Annotated in this window: 14 protein-coding genes; 11 read left to right on the forward strand and 3 right to left on the reverse strand. The window is 69.1% G+C overall.

Going from position 1 to position 16,927, the window contains the following annotated elements:
- Nucleotides 1-202 precede the first annotated feature (202 nt).
- A complete protein-coding gene (purU, locus tag ACK5M9_RS14985) occupies nt 203-1,114 on the reverse strand; it encodes a formyltetrahydrofolate deformylase (protein ID WP_416893941.1) in 912 nt (303 codons plus the stop codon).
- Nucleotides 1,115-1,323: 209 nt separating this feature from the next.
- A complete protein-coding gene (locus tag ACK5M9_RS14990; protein WP_416893942.1) occupies nt 1,324-1,932 on the reverse strand; it encodes a methyltransferase family protein in 609 nt (202 codons plus the stop codon).
- 302 nt (nt 1,933-2,234) lie between these two features.
- On the opposite strand from ACK5M9_RS14990, the gene sepIVA reads away from it, so the two are divergent.
- The 11 genes from sepIVA to ACK5M9_RS15045 all read left to right on the forward strand — a co-directional run bounded on the left by sepIVA (nt 2,235) and on the right by ACK5M9_RS15045 (nt 16,630).
- Nucleotides 2,235-2,972: a cell division protein SepIVA gene (sepIVA, locus tag ACK5M9_RS14995; protein WP_416893953.1), complete on the forward strand. Its 738-nt coding sequence runs from the start codon at nt 2,235-2,237 to the stop codon at nt 2,970-2,972.
- Nucleotides 2,973-3,074: 102 nt separating this feature from the next.
- A complete protein-coding gene (locus ACK5M9_RS15000) occupies nt 3,075-3,653 on the forward strand; it encodes a YceD family protein (protein WP_416893943.1) in 579 nt (192 codons plus the stop codon).
- On the forward strand, nt 3,650-4,378 hold the full coding sequence (rnc, locus tag ACK5M9_RS15005) for a ribonuclease III (protein WP_416893944.1): 729 nt from the start codon (nt 3,650-3,652) through the stop codon (nt 4,376-4,378). The genes ACK5M9_RS15000 and rnc overlap by 4 nt, the downstream gene beginning before the upstream one ends.
- A complete protein-coding gene (gene mutM, locus ACK5M9_RS15010) occupies nt 4,371-5,231 on the forward strand; it encodes a bifunctional DNA-formamidopyrimidine glycosylase/DNA-(apurinic or apyrimidinic site) lyase (RefSeq protein ID WP_416893945.1) in 861 nt (286 codons plus the stop codon). The genes rnc and mutM overlap by 8 nt, the downstream gene beginning before the upstream one ends.
- A gap of 10 nt (nt 5,232-5,241) precedes the next feature.
- Nucleotides 5,242-5,532 (forward strand): acylphosphatase, encoded by a 291-nt coding sequence (locus ACK5M9_RS15015; protein ID WP_416893946.1) that lies wholly within the window; start codon nt 5,242-5,244, stop codon nt 5,530-5,532.
- 11 nt (nt 5,533-5,543) lie between these two features.
- Nucleotides 5,544-9,155 carry a chromosome segregation protein SMC gene (gene smc / locus ACK5M9_RS15020; RefSeq protein ID WP_416893947.1) on the forward strand — a complete coding sequence of 1,204 codons (3,612 nt, stop codon included), beginning with the start codon at nt 5,544-5,546 and terminating at the stop codon, nt 9,153-9,155.
- 65 nt (nt 9,156-9,220) lie between these two features.
- The gene (ftsY, locus tag ACK5M9_RS15025; RefSeq protein WP_416893948.1) at nt 9,221-10,615 is read left to right on the forward strand and encodes a signal recognition particle-docking protein FtsY; all 1,395 of its coding nucleotides are present in this window, start codon (nt 9,221-9,223) and stop codon (nt 10,613-10,615) included.
- A 151-nt stretch (nt 10,616-10,766) separates the two neighbouring features.
- Entirely contained in the window at nt 10,767-12,191 is a 1,425-nt protein-coding gene (locus ACK5M9_RS15030) for an ammonium transporter (protein ID WP_416893949.1), read from the forward strand.
- A complete protein-coding gene (locus tag ACK5M9_RS15035; protein WP_416893950.1) occupies nt 12,188-12,526 on the forward strand; it encodes a P-II family nitrogen regulator in 339 nt (112 codons plus the stop codon). Before ACK5M9_RS15030 ends, ACK5M9_RS15035 begins: the two co-directional genes overlap by 4 nt.
- Before the next feature lie 51 nt (nt 12,527-12,577).
- Entirely contained in the window at nt 12,578-15,064 is a 2,487-nt protein-coding gene (locus ACK5M9_RS15040; RefSeq protein WP_416893954.1) for a [protein-PII] uridylyltransferase, read from the forward strand.
- Nucleotides 15,065-15,259: 195 nt separating this feature from the next.
- Nucleotides 15,260-16,630 carry an IS30 family transposase gene (locus tag ACK5M9_RS15045; RefSeq protein ID WP_416893951.1) on the forward strand — a complete coding sequence of 457 codons (1,371 nt, stop codon included), beginning with the start codon at nt 15,260-15,262 and terminating at the stop codon, nt 16,628-16,630.
- A gap of 67 nt (nt 16,631-16,697) precedes the next feature.
- Here ACK5M9_RS15045 and ACK5M9_RS15050 read toward each other — a convergent pair.
- Nucleotides 16,698-16,927, reverse strand: a 230-nt coding sequence (locus tag ACK5M9_RS15050; protein WP_416893952.1) for a hypothetical protein, incomplete at its 5' end; no start/stop codon positions are given.

The raw sequence follows: 16,927 nt of genomic DNA on the forward strand, positions 1-16,927 counted from the left end.
CGCCCCCTGGCCCCTGCCGCCCGCCGACGGCCGACGGCCGACCGCCGCCTGCCGACCGCCGACTGCGGTGCGGATCGCTTGCTCGCGAGCGTACCGCCCCGGCGAAAAGCGGGGCGCGAAATCGCAGCCACGTTACGCTCGCGAACGACTCGCAGCCCCCAGCCCACAGCCCCCAGCCCCCAGCCCCCAGCTCCCACCTACCTCAGAACACGATGGTCTGGTTGTCGTGCAGGATCACCCGGTCCTGACAGTGCCAGAGCACCGCGCGCGAGAGCACCGCACGCTCGACATCGGCGCCGACGCGCACCAGGTCGTCGACGGTGTGGGTGTGGCTGACCCGCACGACGTCCTGCTCGATGATCGGTCCCTCGTCGAGGACCTCGGTGACGTAGTGGGCGGTTGCACCGACCAGTTTCACCCCGCGTTCCCGGGCGCGCTTGTACGGCGACGCCCCGACGAAGGCGGGCAGGAACGAATGGTGGATGTTGATCAGCGGGCACCCGAGGTCGGTGAGGAATTCCGGGGTGAGTATCTGCATGTAGCGCGCCAGCACCACCAGATCGACGTTGCCGCTGAGCAATTGAAGCTGACGGCGTTCGGCTTCGGCACGGGTGTCACGGGTCGCGGGAATGTGGAAGAACGGCACCCCGAAGGGGCGAACCCGTTCGGCGAGGTCGGCGTGGTTGGAGAGCACCATGACGACCGTCATCTCCAGCTCGCCGCGACGGTTGCGCCATAGCAGATCCAGCAGGCAATGGTCGTCCCTGGATGCCATCAGGGCAACGCGTTTGGGCTTGGCGGCCTCGGTGAAGCGGTAGTCGATGTCGAAATCTGCGGCCACGGTAGCGGCGAAGTCGCGTTCCAGGCCGTCGATCGCTGCGGTCAGTCCGGGCAGGTGAAAAATCGCGCGCTGCAGGAAGGTTCCGTCTTCGGGCGCGGTCGAATGCTGGTCCAGGGAGATGATGTTGGCGCCGGCTTGCGCCAGGAAGGTGCTCACCGCGGCGATGATTCCGGGCCGGTCGTGACAGCGAAGCAACAGCCGCCCGATGTCGGCTGCCGGTGGCGGACCGGCCGGCCGGGGCGGAAAGTTGTCAGGCCCGTGTGGCGTCGACACCCGCGTCCCCCTTCTGCTGCGAAATTCCGCAGGAGAGACTACCCGCGACACCGGTATGCGGTCTCAGGGCGCACCGGGATCTGCTACCGCGGCCCCGGCGTTGCCTGCGAGCCCCGAGGCCCCGAGGCCCCGAGGCCCCGAGGCCCCGAGGCCCGGCGGCCCCGCGGCCCGGCGGCCCCTCGTTCCGCGGTGCAGCGGTGCGCGACGGCCTAACCCTTAGTGCGGCCGATGCGAGGAACGAACCGGCCGACAGCCTCGCAGTAATCGCGGTAGGCGCGGCCATGGGCAGTGCGCAGATACGGCTCTTCGACGAATCGGACCTGAAGTTCGATCGTCGCCGCCAGCATCGCCAGGGTGACCAGGGCCAGCGGGTTGGGGGTCATCAGCGTGGCCCCGACGGCGAACATCAGCATCGCGGAAAAGATCGGATTGCGGACGAGGCCGAACACGCCGCGACGAACCAGCGCTGTCGTCTCGTCGGGGTCAACGCCGATGCGCCACGATTCACCCATGTCGTACTGGGCGTACACCGTCGCGCCGATCCCCGCGACGGCCAGCACGACGCCGGTCGCCTGAAATCCCGGGCCGCGCAGGAACGTGGCGGGCCTGAGGACGTCGAGCAGTTGCAGCAGCGGCGCGGCCGGCCCCGCCAGGATCGCGACGACGAACCCCGCGCCGGCCCACCACTCGACCGAGCCGGGGCGTCCGCTGATTCCCTTGAATCCGGTCGAGCCGGTGCGCCGGTACTGGACCCAACTCCGCCAGCCGAAGCCCAGGCCGACGAATATCAGATAGAGCACCAGCGCGGCGATGGGCATTGAGGTGAGTCCTCACTGTGCGAATGTGTGGCCGGAGTGCTGGGTACAGTCCAGCGGTTCGCGCCCGATTTGTCGAGGGTAGGACAGGCCCGGCCGCCCGCTTGTCCGCCCCGGCGCCGGCTAGCCCAGGGGGGTATGCACAGGTGCGCGCTGCCCGGATCGCGCACGGCCAACCGACGCCGAACGCGTCGGCGCCGGGAAAATTGGTCCCGACACACCGGGGCTACCACACCTATCCCAGGAGTAACACCAGGCACACTGGTAACAGCAGGGATGTCGTAGGAAGCCAGGAGGGCATGGCCGTGTACCGAGTCTTTGAAGCGCTCGACGAATTGGGCGCGATCGTCGAAGAAGCCCGCGGCGTGCCCATGACAGCCGGCTGCGTGGTGCCGCGCGGCGATGTCCTGGAACTGATCGATGACATCAAGGACGCCATCCCGGGTGAACTCGATGACGCGCAGGATGTGCTGGACGCCCGCGATTCCATGCTCAACGACGCCAAGACGCACGCCGACTCGATGGTGTCGGGGGCCACGACCGAGTCCGAATCGATGGTCAACCACGCCCGGGCCGAGGCCGACCGGCTGCTGTCCGACGCCAAATCCCAAGCCGATCGCATGGTGGGCGAGGCGCGCCAGCACAGCGACGCGATGGTCGCCGAAGCCCGCGAGGAAGCCGTGCGCATCGCGGCATCGGCCAAGCGCGAATACGAGGCCAGCGTCGGCCGGGCGAAGTCCGAATGCGACCGGCTGATCGAAAGCGGCAACATCTCCTACGAGAAGGCCGTCCAGGAAGGCATCAAGGAACAGCAGCACCTGGTATCGCAGAACGAGGTTGTCCAGGCCGCGCACGCCGAATCCACCCGGCTGATCGACACCGCCCACGCCGAAGCCGACCGGCTGCGCGGCGAATGCGACATCTACGTTGACAACAAACTCGCCGAGTTCGAGGAGTTCCTCAACGGCACCCTGCGTTCGGTCGGCCGGGGCCGCCACCAGCTGCGTACCGCCGCCGGCACCCACGACTACGCCACGAGATAGCCGTTGATCGTCTGAGCAGCGACGATCCCGCCAGCTGCCCGGCGCAATCCTCGCTCGTCGAGCGGCCAGCGGTCGGCGCGGGTTGCGCCGTAGAATTCCGTCATGGCCAAGCGATACGGCCCGACCGCACGGGGGCCGGCAACCTCGCCGATGACGATTGACATCGCCCGGCTGAGCCGGCGCCCGGGAGCCACGTTCACGGTACAAAAGACCGTGAACAGCCCGTCGCGCATCGGGGTGGAGCTGATCGCGATCGAGCCCGGGGCGCCGGTCGAAATGGATCTGCGGCTGGAATCGGTATCCGAGGGGGTACTGGTGACCGGGACGGTGGCGGGGCCCACCAGCGGTGAGTGTTCCCGGTGTCTGGCGCCCATCACCGGGCACGTCCGGGTGCGGCTGACGGAGTTGTTCGCCTATCCCGGCAGCACCACCGAGGCGACCAGCGGGGAAGACGAGGTCGGCCACGTCATCGCCGAGACGGTGGACCTCGAGCAGCCGATCATCGACGCGGTGGGCCTGGAGTTGCCATTCTCGCCGACGTGCACCCCGGACTGCCCCGGCCTGTGCCCGCGGTGCGGCGTATCGCTGACAGCGCAACCCGGCCACCGCCACGATTGGATCGACCCGAGATGGTCCAAGCTGGCCGAGCTGATCGCGAAGCCCGACGGGGCCGCGCAGTGAGCTGTTCGCGGCAGCCCCTGCTGGACGCCCTCGGTGTCGACCTGCCCGCCGACCTGCTCTCGCTGGCCCTGACCCACCGCAGCTACGCCTACGAGAACGGCGGGTTGCCGACGTATGAGCGGCTGGAGTTCCTCGGCGACGCAGTTCTGGGCCTGACCGTCTCCGACGCGCTCGACCACCGCCCCCCCGAGCGTTCCGAAGGAGACCTGGCCAAACTGCGGGCCGGCGTCGTCAACACCCAGGCGCTGGCCGAGGTCGCGCGCACCCTGGGAGAGCAGGGCCTGGGCGCCTACGTGCTGCTGGGCCGCGGCGAGGTGAACACCGGCGGCGCGGACAAGTCCAGCATCCTGGCCGACAGCATGGAGTCCCTGCTCGGTGCGATCTACCTGCACCACGGTATCGACGTGGCGGGCGCGGTGATCCTGCGCCTGTTCGGCCCGCTCCTCGATGCCGCGCCGAAGATGGGCGCCGGGCTGGACTGGAAGACCAGCCTGCAGGAGCTCACCGCGTCGCAGGCGTTGGGGGCGCCGTCCTACCAGGTGAGTTCCACCGGGCCCGATCACGACAGGGAGTTCACCGCGGTGGCCCTGGTGATGCAGACCGAGTACGGCACCGGCGTAGGGCGCTCCAAGAACGAAGCCGAGCAGAAGGCGGCCTCCGCGGCCTACAAGGCGCTGGAGGACCCAGAGGCCGCCGTCGGCGTCGATCGTCACAAGGATGCCTGAGCTACCCGAGGTCGAGGTGATTCGGCGCGGCCTGCACGCCCACCTCCTCGGCCGGAGAATCACCGCCGTCCGGATTCACCACCCGCGCGCGGTGCGCCGCCACCACCCCGGCCCCGCCGACCTTGCCGCGCGCCTGCGCGACTCGCGGATCACCGGGACGGGCCGGCGCGGAAAATACCTGTGGCTGCTCACCGAGAACACCGCCGGCCCGGACGCGGCTCTGGTGATCCACCTCGGTATGAGCGGCCAGCTGCTGCTGGGTGCGCCCCCGCGACCCGGCCATGTCCGGATTACGGTGTCGCTCGACGACGATACCGTGCTGAGCTTCGCCGACCAGCGCACCTTCGGCGGCTGGCTGCTCGCAGACCTGGTGACCGTCGACGGCAGCGAGGTGCCCCAGCCGGTCGCGCATCTGGCCCGCGATCCGCTGGACCCCCGCTTCGATCCCGCCGGCGTCGTCGAGGTCTTGCGGCGCAAGCACTCCGAGCTCAAACGTCAACTGCTGGATCAAACCGTGGTATCGGGGATCGGCAACATCTACGCCGACGAAGCGCTCTGGCGTGCCGGAGTCAACGGTGCACGGCTGGCCGCGAAGCTGACTCGGCGGCAGCTGAACACCGTCCTGACCGCCGCCGCGGAGGTGATGGGCGAAGCGCTGGCCCAAGGCGGAACATCGTTCGATTCGCTCTACGTCAACGTCGACGGCGAATCGGGGTATTTCGACCGGTCCCTGGACGCCTACGGCCGCGAAGGCCAGCACTGCCGGCGCTGCGGGGTGGCGATACGCCGCGAAAAGTTCATGAACCGCTCGTCGTTCTACTGCCCGCGGTGCCAGCCGCGGCCGCGGGCCTAAGGTGTGCGCTGTGGACGAAACATCGGCGCCCGTCGTGCGCTTGACCGCCTGGGTGCACGGGCACGTTCAGGGTGTCGGATTTCGCTGGTGGACGCGTTGCCGAGCGCTGGAGCAGGGGCTGACGGGTTACGCCGCCAACCAGGCCGACGGGCGGGTGCTGGTAGTCGCCCACGGTCCGCGCGCTGCCGGTGAGCGGCTGCTGGAACTACTGCGCGGCGACCAGACGCCGGGGCGGGTGGACACGGTGGTCGCCGACTTCTCCGAGCCCACGGAGCGGTTCACCGGATTCGTCGAGCGGTAATCTGGCCCGTCGTGTACCTCAAGAGTCTGACGCTCAAGGGCTTCAAGTCCTTCGCCGCGCCGACGACTCTGCGCTTCGAACCGGGCATCACCGCCGTCGTCGGGCCCAACGGCTCCGGCAAATCCAACGTGGTCGACGCCCTGGCCTGGGTGATGGGGGAGCAGGGGGCCAAGACGCTGCGGGGCGGCAAGATGGAGGACGTCATCTTCGCCGGCACCTCCTCCCGGGCCCCGCTGGGCCGCGCCGAAGTCACCGTCACCATCGACAACTCCGACAATGCCCTGCCGATCGAATACTCCGAGGTCTCGATCACCCGCCGGATGTTCCGCGACGGTGCCAGCGAATACGAAATCAACGGCGCCAGTTGCCGTTTGATGGATGTCCAGGAACTGCTCAGCGACTCCGGGATCGGCCGCGAGATGCATGTGATCGTCGGGCAGGGCAAGCTGGACGAGATCCTGCAGTCGCGCCCGGAGGACCGGCGCGCCTTCATCGAGGAAGCCGCCGGCGTGCTCAAGCACCGCAAGCGCAAGGAGAAGGCGCTTCGCAAGCTCGACGCGATGGCCGCCAACCTGGCGCGGCTGTCCGACCTGAGCGCCGAGCTGCGCCGCCAACTCAAGCCGCTGGGCCGCCAGGCCGAGGTGGCCCGCCGCGCCCAGAGCATCCAGGCCGATCTTCGCGACGCCCGGTTGCGGCTGGCCGCCGACGACCTGGTCAACCGCCGTTCCGAGCGGCAGGCGATCTTCGACGCCGAGGCCGGCATGCGCCGCGAACACGACGCGGCCGCCGCCCGGATGGCGGTGGCCTCCCAGGAACTTTCAGCCCACGAACAAGCCCTCGCCGGCCTCGCCCAGCGGGCCGAATCGGTTCAGCAGACCTGGTTCGGTCTCTCGGCGCTATCCGAACGGGTCGCCGCGACGGTCCGCATCGCCGGCGAACGCGAACAGCATCTCGATGCCTTGCCGGTACGCACCAGCGACGCCGATCCCGACGCGCTGGAAGCCGAGGCCCGGGAGGTGGCCGCTTTCGAACAGCAACTACTCGCGGAGCTGGCTGGCGCGGGCGTCCGGCTGGACACCGCTCGCGCCGAACTCGCCGACTGGGAGCGCCGAGCCGCCGACGCCGACCAGGCGCACCTGGCCGCCGTGCGAGCCGAAGCCGACCGGCGGGAGGGCCTGGCCAGATTGGCCGGGCAGGTGGAAACGATGCGGGCCCGGGTCGAATCGACCGACGACAGCGTCGCCCGGCTCTGTGAGCGGATCGAAGAGGCCACCGCCCGGGCTCAGCAGGCTCGGGCGGAGTTCGAGAGTGTGCAGGGCCGCGTCGACTCGCTGGGCGACGGCGAACGAGGTCTCGATGACCAGCACGAGCGGACCACGGCGGCGTTGCACCTGGCGCAGGAGCGGGTCACCGAACTGCAGGGCGCCGAACGGGCCGCCGAACGGCTGGTCGCATCGCTGCAATCCCGGATCGAGGCGCTCTCGGTGAGCCTCGAACGCAAGGACGGGACCGCCTGGCTCACCCGCAACCACAGTGGCTCAGGGTTTTTCGGGTCGGTGGCGCAGCTGGTCAAAGTACGTCGGGGCTATGAGGCGGCACTGGCCACGGTGCTCGGGTCGGTTGCCGACGCGCTGGCCGCCGACAGCCCGCGTGCGGCGCGCAGCGCTCTGGATGCGCTGAAGCGCGCCGACGGTGGCCGTGCCGCCCTGGTGATCGGCGACTGGCCCGGGGCGGCCGACTCGTCGCCGGCTGTCGATCTGCCCGCCGGTGCCCGGTGGACGCTGGACCTGATCGACGCGCCGCCGCGACTGCGCGGCGCGATGGCCGCCATGCTGTCCGGTGTCGCGGTCGTCGACGACCTCGGGACGGCGTTGGACCTGGTGGCCGCCAATCCCGCCCTGCGTGCGGTGACGATCGACGGTGACCTGGTGGGTGCGGGCCGGGTGACCGGGGGATCCGACCGCAAGATGTCCACGCTGGAGGTGACCGCCGAGATAGACAAGGCACGCACCGAGCTGGCCGCCGCCGAGGATCAGGTGGCGCAGTTGGGTGCGGCGCTGTCCGGGGCACAGACCGAACACGCGACTCGCCGGGACGCGGCCGAGCATGCCCTGGCGGCACTCAACGAATCCGACACCGCGATCTCGGCGATGTACGACCAGCTCGGCCGGCTGGGTCAGGATGCCCGTGCGGCCGAAGACGAATGCGCCCGGCTGCGCCAGCAGCGCTCCGAGCTGGAGGCCGGACGCGACCAGACGATCCGGGACGTCGCCGACCTCGAGACGCGGCTGCGCAACGCCGAGCACACCGAGCCCGAAGGCGACCCGCGGGACAGTCCGGCGCAGGCCCGCCAGGCGATCGCCACCGCCGCCGAAAACGCCCGCGGAGTCGAGGTCGAGGCCAGATTGGCGGTGCGCACCGCCGAGGAACGCGCCAATGCGGTACGCGGACGCGCCGACTCCTTGCGGCGGGCGGCCGCGGCCGAACGCGAAGCGCGACTGCGGGCCGAACAGGCACGAGCCGCCCGCGTGCGGGCTGCCGAGGTGGCCGCCGCCGTCGCCGAATCGGGACGGTTGCTGGCCGAGCGCCTGCACCGGGCGGTCGAGGTGGCCGCCCGGATGCGCGACGAGCTGGCCGGCGAACGCCGGCAGCGGTCGGAGGCGATGCGTGCGGTCCGGGACGAGACGAACACCCTGAGCGCCCGGGTGGCCGTGCTCACCGACTCGCTGCACCGGGACGAAGTGGCCAACGCCCAGGCGGCGCTGCGCATCGAGCAGCTCGAACAGCTGGTGCTCGACCAGTTCGGCATGGCGCCCGGCGATCTGGTCGCCGAGTACGGTCCGGACATCCCGCTGCCGCCGACCAAATCGGAGATCGCCGAGTTCGAACAGGCCCGCGAGCGCGGCGAACAGGTGGTGGCGCCCACCCCGATGCCCTTCGACCGCGCCACCCAGGAGCGCCGGGCCAAACGCGCCGACCGGGAACTGGCGGAGTTGGGCCGGGTCAATCCGCTGGCCCTGGAAGAGTTCGCGGCGCTGGAGGAGCGGTACAACTTTCTGTCCACCCAACTCGAGGACGTCAAGGCCGCCCGCAAGGACCTGCTCGATGTCGTCGCCGAGGTCGACGCCCGCATCCTGCAGGTCTTCAGCGACGCCTTCATCGATGTGGAACGCGAATTCCAGACTGTCTTTCGCACCCTGGTTCCCGGCGGCGAGGGCCGGCTGCGGTTGACCCAGCCCGACGACATGCTCGCCACCGGCATCGAGGTGGAGGCGCGCCCGCCGGGCAAGAAGGTGACCCGGTTGTCGTTGCTCTCCGGCGGCGAAAAGGCGCTGACCGCGGTGGCGATGCTGGTGGCGATCTTCCGGGCCAGGCCGTCGCCGTTCTACATCATGGACGAGGTGGAGGCCGCCCTCGACGACACCAACCTGCGCCGGCTGATCGGCCTGTTCGAGATGCTGCGAGACCGCTCGCAGCTGATCATCATCACCCACCAGCACCCGACCATGGAGGTGGCCGACGCGCTATACGGTGTGACAATGCAGGGCGACGGGATCACCGCGGTGATCTCGCAGCGGATACGCGGGCAGCAGGTGGATCGGCTGGTGGGCAGCTCCTCATAGCCGCTTGCGGCGGCGAAGTTTGTTGAGTGCGCGGGATTTCGTCAGTATCGGGAAGGGGTGTCAGCGTGTCCGAACCTCTGTGGATCGCCATCGCCGTTGTCGCGGTTCTGATCGTCGCCGCGGTGGTGGTGACCGGTCTGGTGCGATACCGCAGGCGCCGGATCAGCCTGTCGTCCCCGCCCGAACCGGATGCGATCGACCGCTCGGGCAACTACACCGCGTCCTCGGGTATCACCTTCAGCCAGACACCGACGCTGGACCGGCCCCCGGGTCGTCCCCTGGATCGTCCGGAAGCCGTCGAGCGGATCGACACTGCCGGGCTGCCCGCCGTCGGTGACGACGCGACCATTCCCCGGGACGCACCCAAACGCCCGATTTCCGACGTGCACCTGCCCGAATTGGAGCGTACGGCCGAGCCCGAGCCCGAGCCCGAGCCCGAGGTCGAGGTCGGGCCCGAGCCCGAGGCTGAGGCCGAGCTCGAGGTAGAAGCCCCGCCTGCGGCCCCCGAACCCGAGGCCCCGCAGGCCGAGGCCATCGCGCCGCCGGAGGGCCGGCTGGAACGGCTGCGCGGCCGGCTGGCGCGGTCACAGAACACGTTCGGGCGCAGCATGCTGGGCCTGATCGGCGGCGGCGACCTCGACGAGGACTCCTGGCAGGACGTGGAGGACACCCTGCTGGTCGCCGACCTCGGCCCGGTGGTCACCGAGTCGGTGGTGGGGCAACTGCGCAGCCGGCTGGCCGGCGGCAACGTCCGATCCGAAGCCGACGCCCGCGCGGTGCTGCGCGATGTGTTGATCACCGAGCTGCACCCCGGCATGGACCGCTCTATTCGCGCCCTGCCGCACGCCGACCATCCGTCGATATTGCTCGTCGTCGGAGTCAACGGCACCGGAAAGACCACCACCGTCGGCAAGCTGGCGCGGGTGCTGGTGGCCGACGGTCGCCGGGTGCTGCTCGGGGCGGCCGACACCTTCCGGGCAGCCGCGGCAGACCAGCTGCAAACCTGGGCGTCGCGGGTGGGTGCGGAAGTCGTGCGCGGCGCCGAGGGCGCCGATCCCGCCTCGGTGGCCTTCGACGCCGTCGACCGGGGTATCGCGGCCGGTGTCGACGTCGTCGTCATCGACACCGCGGGGCGGCTGCACACCAAAGTGGGCCTGATGGACGAACTCGGCAAGGTCAAGCGCGTGGTCACCCGGCGCGCCGCGGTGGATGAGGTGCTGCTGGTGCTCGACGCCACCATCGGGCAGAACGGGCTGGCCCAGGCCAAGGTGTTCGCCGACGTCGTCGACATCACCGGCGCGGTGCTGACCAAGCTGGACGGAACGGCCAAGGGTGGCATCGTGTTCCGTGTTCAGCAGGAACTCGGGGTGCCGGTGAAGCTGGTCGGACTCGGGGAAGGCGCCGACGACCTGGCGCCGTTCGAGCCCGCCGCGTTCGTCGACGCGCTGCTCGGCTCCTGAGCCCTACGTACAGATATTACAAAGTAGCCCCGTCGTTAATACCGAGGAAACGCCGCCGCCCCAAACGCGCAACAACCTTTGCGCAAGGTTCTGGACAAGGTCGCCGGCCATTCGGGGGGGCCGTCCGGATGCCAAGTGGAGGTGAAAGCGAGTGAGCGACTTCCCGACCATGGGTGTGCCCGATACCGGCGACACCGCCTGGATGCTGGCCAGTTCGGCGCTCGTGCTGTTGATGACGCCCGGGCTGGCGTTCTTCTACGGCGGCATGGTGCGCGCCAGAAGCGTACTGAACATGATCATGATGAGCGTCAGCGCGATGGGCGTGGTGACCGTGCTGTGGGCGCTGTACGGCTACTCGATGGCCTTCGGTGACGACACCGCGAACATCGTGGGCAGCCCCGCCCAGTTCTGGGGGCTGCGCGGGTTGATCGGCGGTAACGGCGCCGAGGCGACCGCCACCGCCGCGGCAACCGGTATTCCGCTGGTGGGCACCGTGCCGGCAACCGTGTTCGTGTCATTCCAATTGATGTTCGCGATCATCACGGTGGCTCTCATTTCCGGCGCGGTCGCCGACCGGCTGAAGTTCGGTGCCTGGCTGGTGTTCTCGGGTTTGTGGGTCACCCTGGTCTACTTCCCGGTGGCGCACTGGGTGTTTGCCTTCGACGGCCTCACCGCCGAGAACGGCGGCTGGATCGCCAACAAACTGCACGCCATCGACTTCGCCGGCGGCACCGCGGTGCACATCAACGCCGGGATGGCCGGGCTGGTGCTGGCACTCGTGCTGGGCAAACGCAGGGGCTGGCCCGCGACACTGTTCCGCCCGCACAACCTGCCGCTGGTGATGCTGGGCGCCGGTCTCCTGTGGTTCGGCTGGTACGGCTTCAACACCGGGTCGGCGGCCAGCTCAAACGGAGTCGCGGGGTCCACCTTCATCACCACCACGGTTGCCACCGCTGCGGCGATGCTGGGCTGGCTGCTCACCGAGCGCATCCGCGACGGCAAGGCCACCACCTTAGGTGCGGCGTCGGGGATCGTCGCAGGGCTGGTCGCCATCACACCGTCGTGCTCGTCGGTCAACGTGCTGGGCGCGCTGGCGATCGGGACGGTCGCCGGGGTGGCGTGCGCGCTGGCCGTCGGGTTGAAGTTCACCCTCGGCTTCGACGACTCCCTGGACGTCGTCGGGGTGCACCTGGTCGGCGGGCTGACCGGCACCCTGCTGGTCGGCCTGCTTGCCGCCCCGGAAACCGCGGCTATCGACGGCGTGAGCGGGGTCTCGAAGGGACTGTTCTACGGCGGCGGCTTCGACCAGTTGGAGCGCCAGGCCGTCGGCGCGCTGGCCGTCCTGCTGTACTCCGGTGCGGTCACGTTTGTCCTGGCGCTTATCCTGAAGTACACCATCGGGTTGCGTCTGGGGGCCGAACAGGAGTCCGCGGGCATCGATGAGTCCGAGCACGCCGAGAGCGGCTACGACTTCGCCGTTGCCAGCGGTTCGGCTCTTCCCCGTGCCAGCCTGCCGGAGATCCTGAACGGCCTGAATGCGCGAATGGCCGAGAAAGTGGAGGCGGAGAAGATATGAAGCTGATCACCGCGATCGTCAAGCCGTTCACCCTCGACGACGTCAAAGCCAGCCTCGAAGACGCCGGCGTGCTGGGTATGACGGTCAGCGAGGTCCAGGGCTACGGGCGCCAGAAGGGCCACACCGAGGTTTATCGCGGTGCCGAATACTCCGTCGACTTCGTGCCCAAAGTTCGGGTCGAGGTCGTCGTCGATGACGCCGTCGTCGACAAGGTCGTGGACTGCATCGTGCGGGCGGCGCGGACCGGCAAGATCGGCGACGGCAAGGTGTGGGTCAGCCCGGTGGACACCATCATCAGGGTGCGCACCGGCGAGCGTGGGTCCGAAGCCCTGTGATTTTCGCCGTGACGGTCGCGGCGACGGGTCAGCCGTGCTGAATCCGTACGGATCGGCCGGCCGGATGTGACGCTGGCCGTCATCCGGCGCGAGCTCCTGGCCGACGGACTTCGCGGTATGTCTTCCGCCGCAATGCGCCAGGCGATGCTGGAACTGTACGAATCCTGGCTGATCGCCAAAGCGGCCGAGATCGGTATCTGGCCGGACAGCGGGTTTTCGATAGTGGCGGTCGGGGGACTCGGCCGCCGAGAGATGCTGCCGTACTCCGACCTGGACCTGGTGCTGGTGCACGACGGTAAACCCGCCGATGTACTGGGTCCGGTTGCGGACAAGTTGTGGTATCCGCTGTGGGATGCCAACATTCGCCTCGATCACAGCGTGCGTACCGTCGCCGAGGCCATGAGCACCGCCGATTCCGACATGACGGCGGCTCTGGGCATGCTCGAAGCCCGCCACATCGCCGGTGACCAACGGCTGTCGGAGGAGCTGATCACCGGGGTGCGCCGGCAGTGGCGTACCGGAATCCGTTCCCGCATGGACGAACTCGTGGATATGACCCATGCCCGGTGGCTGCGGTTGGGGCGCATCGCCCATCGCGCCGAACCGGATCTGAAGTCCGGCCGCGGTGGCCTTCGCGATGCCCAGGTGCTCAACGCGCTGGCGCTGGCCCAACTCATCGACCGGCACGGCATGTCCCGCGCGGACAACCCGGCCGGCTCGCTCGACGACGCCTACCGCACGCTGCTCGACGTCCGCACCCAGTTGCATGTGGTGGCCCAGCGCGGCCGCGACCAGCTGCTGGCCCAGTACGCCGACGAGATCAGCGCCGCACTCGGTGTCGGCGAGCGCTTCGACTTGGCGCGCATGCTCTCCAGCGCCGGCCGCACCATCGGCTACCACGTCGTCACCGGCCTGCGAACGGCGGTCAACGCGTTGCCGCGCCGGGGACTCACCGCCTTGGTGCTGCGACCCAAACGGCGCCCGCTCGACGACGGTGTCGTGGAGTTCGCCGGTGAGATCGTGCTGGCCCGTGACGCCCGTCCCGAACACGATCCCGGACTGGTGCTGCGGGTGGCCGCCGCGTCGGCCGACACCGGGATACCCATCGGGGCGGCCACCCTGAGCCGACTCGCCGACAGCGCGCCCCCACTGCCGACACCGTGGCCGCGCGAGGCGCTGGATGACCTGCTGGTGGTGCTGCTGGCCGGGCCGACCGCCCTGCAGACCATCGAGGCACTGGACCGCACCGGGTTGTGGGGTCAGTTGCTGCCGGAGTGGGACGCCATCCGTGATCTGCCGCCCCGCGATGTTTCCCACAAGTGGACCGTGGACCGTCATGTCGTCGAATGCGCGGTGCACGCCGCGCCGCTGACCACCGACGTGTCCCGGCCAGACCTGCTGGCGCTGGGGGCACTGCTGCACGACATCGGCAAGGGCCGGGGGGTGGATCACTGTGCGCTGGGGGCGGACCTCGTTGTCCCGATCGGGGAGCGGCTGGGATTACCCGTCGCCGACATCGCCACCCTGGCCGCCATGGTGCGCCATCACCTTTTGTTGCCGATCACGGCGATCCGAAGCGACCTGAAAGACCCGAAGACCATCGAAGGCGTGTGCGAGGCGCTGGACTGGAACCCGCAATTGCTCGGCCTGATGCGGGCACTGTCGGAGGCCGACTCCAAGGCCACCGGGCCCGGGGTCTGGAGCGAATGGAAGGCCTCGCTGGTCGACGACCTGGTGCGCCGCTGCCGGATGTCGATGGCCGGCGAACCGCTGCCGAAAGCCGAACCCACCGCGCCGCACTATCTTTCACTGGCCGCCCGTCAGGGGATGCATGTGGAGATCAACCTCGTTGCCGGCGAGCGGTTGACGGCGGTGATGGTCGCCCCGGCACAGCGCAGCCTGGTGTCCAAGGCGGCGGCGGTGCTCGCGCTGAACTCGCTGCGCGTGCATTCGGCGACGGTGAACGTGCATGGGGGTGCGAGGGTTGATCAGGGTGTGGGGGTCGATCAGGGTGTGGGGGCTGACTGGGGTGCGGGGGTCAGCCGGGGAGTGGCGATCACCGAGTTCGTGGTGTCGCCGGTGTTCGGGTCGCCGCCCGCGGCCGACCTGCTGCGCCAGGGGTTCGCCGGTGCCCTGCGCGGCGACGTCGACGTACTGTCGATGGTGGAGAAGCGCGACGGCGATGCCGCCACCTCGGCGACCGCGCGGGCCGGCGAGGTCCAGATCGGGGTGCCGGTGACCCGCGCGACGGCGCCGCCGCGCATCCTGTGGATCGACACCGACACCGTTGGGCAACTGATCCTGGAAGTCCGCGCGATGGATCGGGTCGGCCTGCTGGCCCTGCTGGCCGGGGCGCTGGAGCGCGCCGAGGCCGACATCGTCTGGGCCAAGGCCAACACCTTCGGCTCGACCGCCGCCGACGTCTTCTGCGTCGCGGTCCCGCCGGATTCCGACGCGCGGGCGGCGGTGGAGAAAAGCCTATTGTCCGTATTGGGCGCCCCGGCGGCGATGTTCGCCGGCGAACCCGGTGCCGAGTAGCCGTTGACTCTGCGCACTTCCCTGAGCGTTGACCCTGCGCCCAGGGCGCCCTCCACTCGCACTTTTGCGCCACCGGCGCAGAGTCAACGCCACTGCGTACCTCCCTGAGCGTTGACCCGGCGCCCAGGGCGCCCGCCACTGGCCTCAGACTCAAGTGGTCGCTGCAACACCTGACGAGTTCGGAGGTGTTGTTCGATGGGGTTTCGGGTGCGGGGTCCACACAGGTTGCCGGAGTCGGTGCGTGAGCGGTTCTGGGAGGCGGTGAATTCGGGTCTGTCGCCGACGGCGGCGGCGACGGTGGCCGGGGTGCATGGCGCTACGGGCCGGGCGTGGGCCAAGGCGGCGGGGTATCAAACCAATCCCAAGCACTACGGCATGCGGTACTCGCAGGCCATCCGGGACCGGTTCTGGGAGGCGCTGCACGCGGGTGACACTGTGAGGCAGGCCGCAGTGATCGCCGGCATGTCGGAGGTCACTGGACAGTACTGGGTGAATAAGGCTGGGTATGTGCCCAGAACTGTTGTACCTGCTGATGTTGACCCCGAGCCATCACAACCGAAAGGGCCGATGTCATTCATCGAGCGCTGCCGGTTAGAAGAGCTGCTCGAGACGGGGCAGACCGACACGCAGGCTGCCAAGTTGTTGGGGTGTCATAGGGACACGATCCGCTGCGAAAAGGGCCGTGGTCTGACCACTTCGGGGTATCGGGCACGGGTAGGTCAAGACGCCGTCGATACCAACCGCAAGCGCCCCAAACCGCGCCGCCTCGAGGGCAATCCTGCGTTGTTGGCTGAGGTGGTGGCACGCTTGGTGAAGCGGCACAGTCCCGAGCAGATCGCGGGCCGGCTGCGGGAGGATTTTCCCGACGATCCGGAGATGTGGGTGTCACACGAGACGATCTATCAAGCCCTCTACGTCCAGCCGCGAGGGGAGCTGTCCCGCCTGGTCAAAGACGCGCTGCGTACCGGCCGTACTCAGCGAAAGCCGCGGGGCCGCAAAGAAACCAGCCGAGGCAAACTCACGGGGATGATCAATATCAGTGAACGTCCCGCCGAAGCCGAGGACCGCGCCGTTCCTGGACATTGGGAAGGGGATTTGATCCTGGGCAGTACCGCTTCGGCCTCAGCGATCGGCACCCTGGTGGAGCGCACCACCGGCTTCGTGGTGCTGCTGCACCTGCCCGATGACCGCACCGCGGCCACCCTGGCCGCAGCGATGACGGCCAAGGTCCCCGAAATTCCCGAGATCTTGCGTCGTTCGCTGACCTGGGACCAAGGCAAGGAGATGGCATTGCACACCAAGATCACCGAGGCCACCGGCTTGCCGATCTACTTCTGCGATCCGCACAGCCCCTGGCAGCGTGGCACCAACGAGAACACCAACGGCCTGCTGCGTCAGTACTTCCCCAAAGGAACCGATCTGTCGTTCTACGGCCCCGGTTGGCTCGACCAGGTCGCCGACGAACTCAACGCCCGCCCCCGCAAACGCCTCGGCTGGCGCACCCCAGCCGAACAACTCGACCGACTACTCACAGATCCGTCCACATTCGTTGCAGCCACCGCTTGAATCCAAGGCGAGTGGAGGGCGCCCTGGGCGCAGGGTCAACGCTCAGGGAAGTGCGCAGAGTCAACGGCTACTCGGCACCGGGTTCGCCGGCGAACATCGCCGCCGGGGCGCCCAATACGGACCATAGGCTTTTCTCCACCGCCGCCCGCGCGTCGGAATCCGGCGGGACCGCGACGCAGAAGACGTCGGCGGCGGTCGAGCCGAAGGTGTTGGCCTTGGCCCAGACGATGTCGGCCTCGGCGCGCTCCAGCGCCCCGGCCAGCAGGGCCAGCAGGCCGACCCGATCCATCGCGCGGA

Source organism: Mycobacterium sp. (genome assembly GCF_047975165.1).
In the GTDB taxonomy this organism is placed as follows: domain Bacteria; phylum Actinomycetota; class Actinomycetes; order Mycobacteriales; family Mycobacteriaceae; genus Mycobacterium.

Bases quoted from the DNA above. Each gene is read 5' to 3' on its own strand.
- ACK5M9_RS14990 (WP_416893942.1), bottom strand. From the start codon at position 1,932: ATGCCCATCGCCGCGCTGGTGCTCTATCTGATATTCGTCGGCCTGGGC.
- ACK5M9_RS15000 (WP_416893943.1), top strand. From the start codon at position 3,075: ATGGCCAAGCGATACGGCCCGACCGCACGGGGGCCGGCAACCTCGCCG.
- mutM (WP_416893945.1), top strand. From the start codon at position 4,371: ATGCCTGAGCTACCCGAGGTCGAGGTGATTCGGCGCGGCCTGCACGCC.
- ACK5M9_RS15035 (WP_416893950.1), top strand. From the start codon at position 12,188: ATGAAGCTGATCACCGCGATCGTCAAGCCGTTCACCCTCGACGACGTC.
- ACK5M9_RS15045 (WP_416893951.1), top strand. From the start codon at position 15,260: ATGGGGTTTCGGGTGCGGGGTCCACACAGGTTGCCGGAGTCGGTGCGT.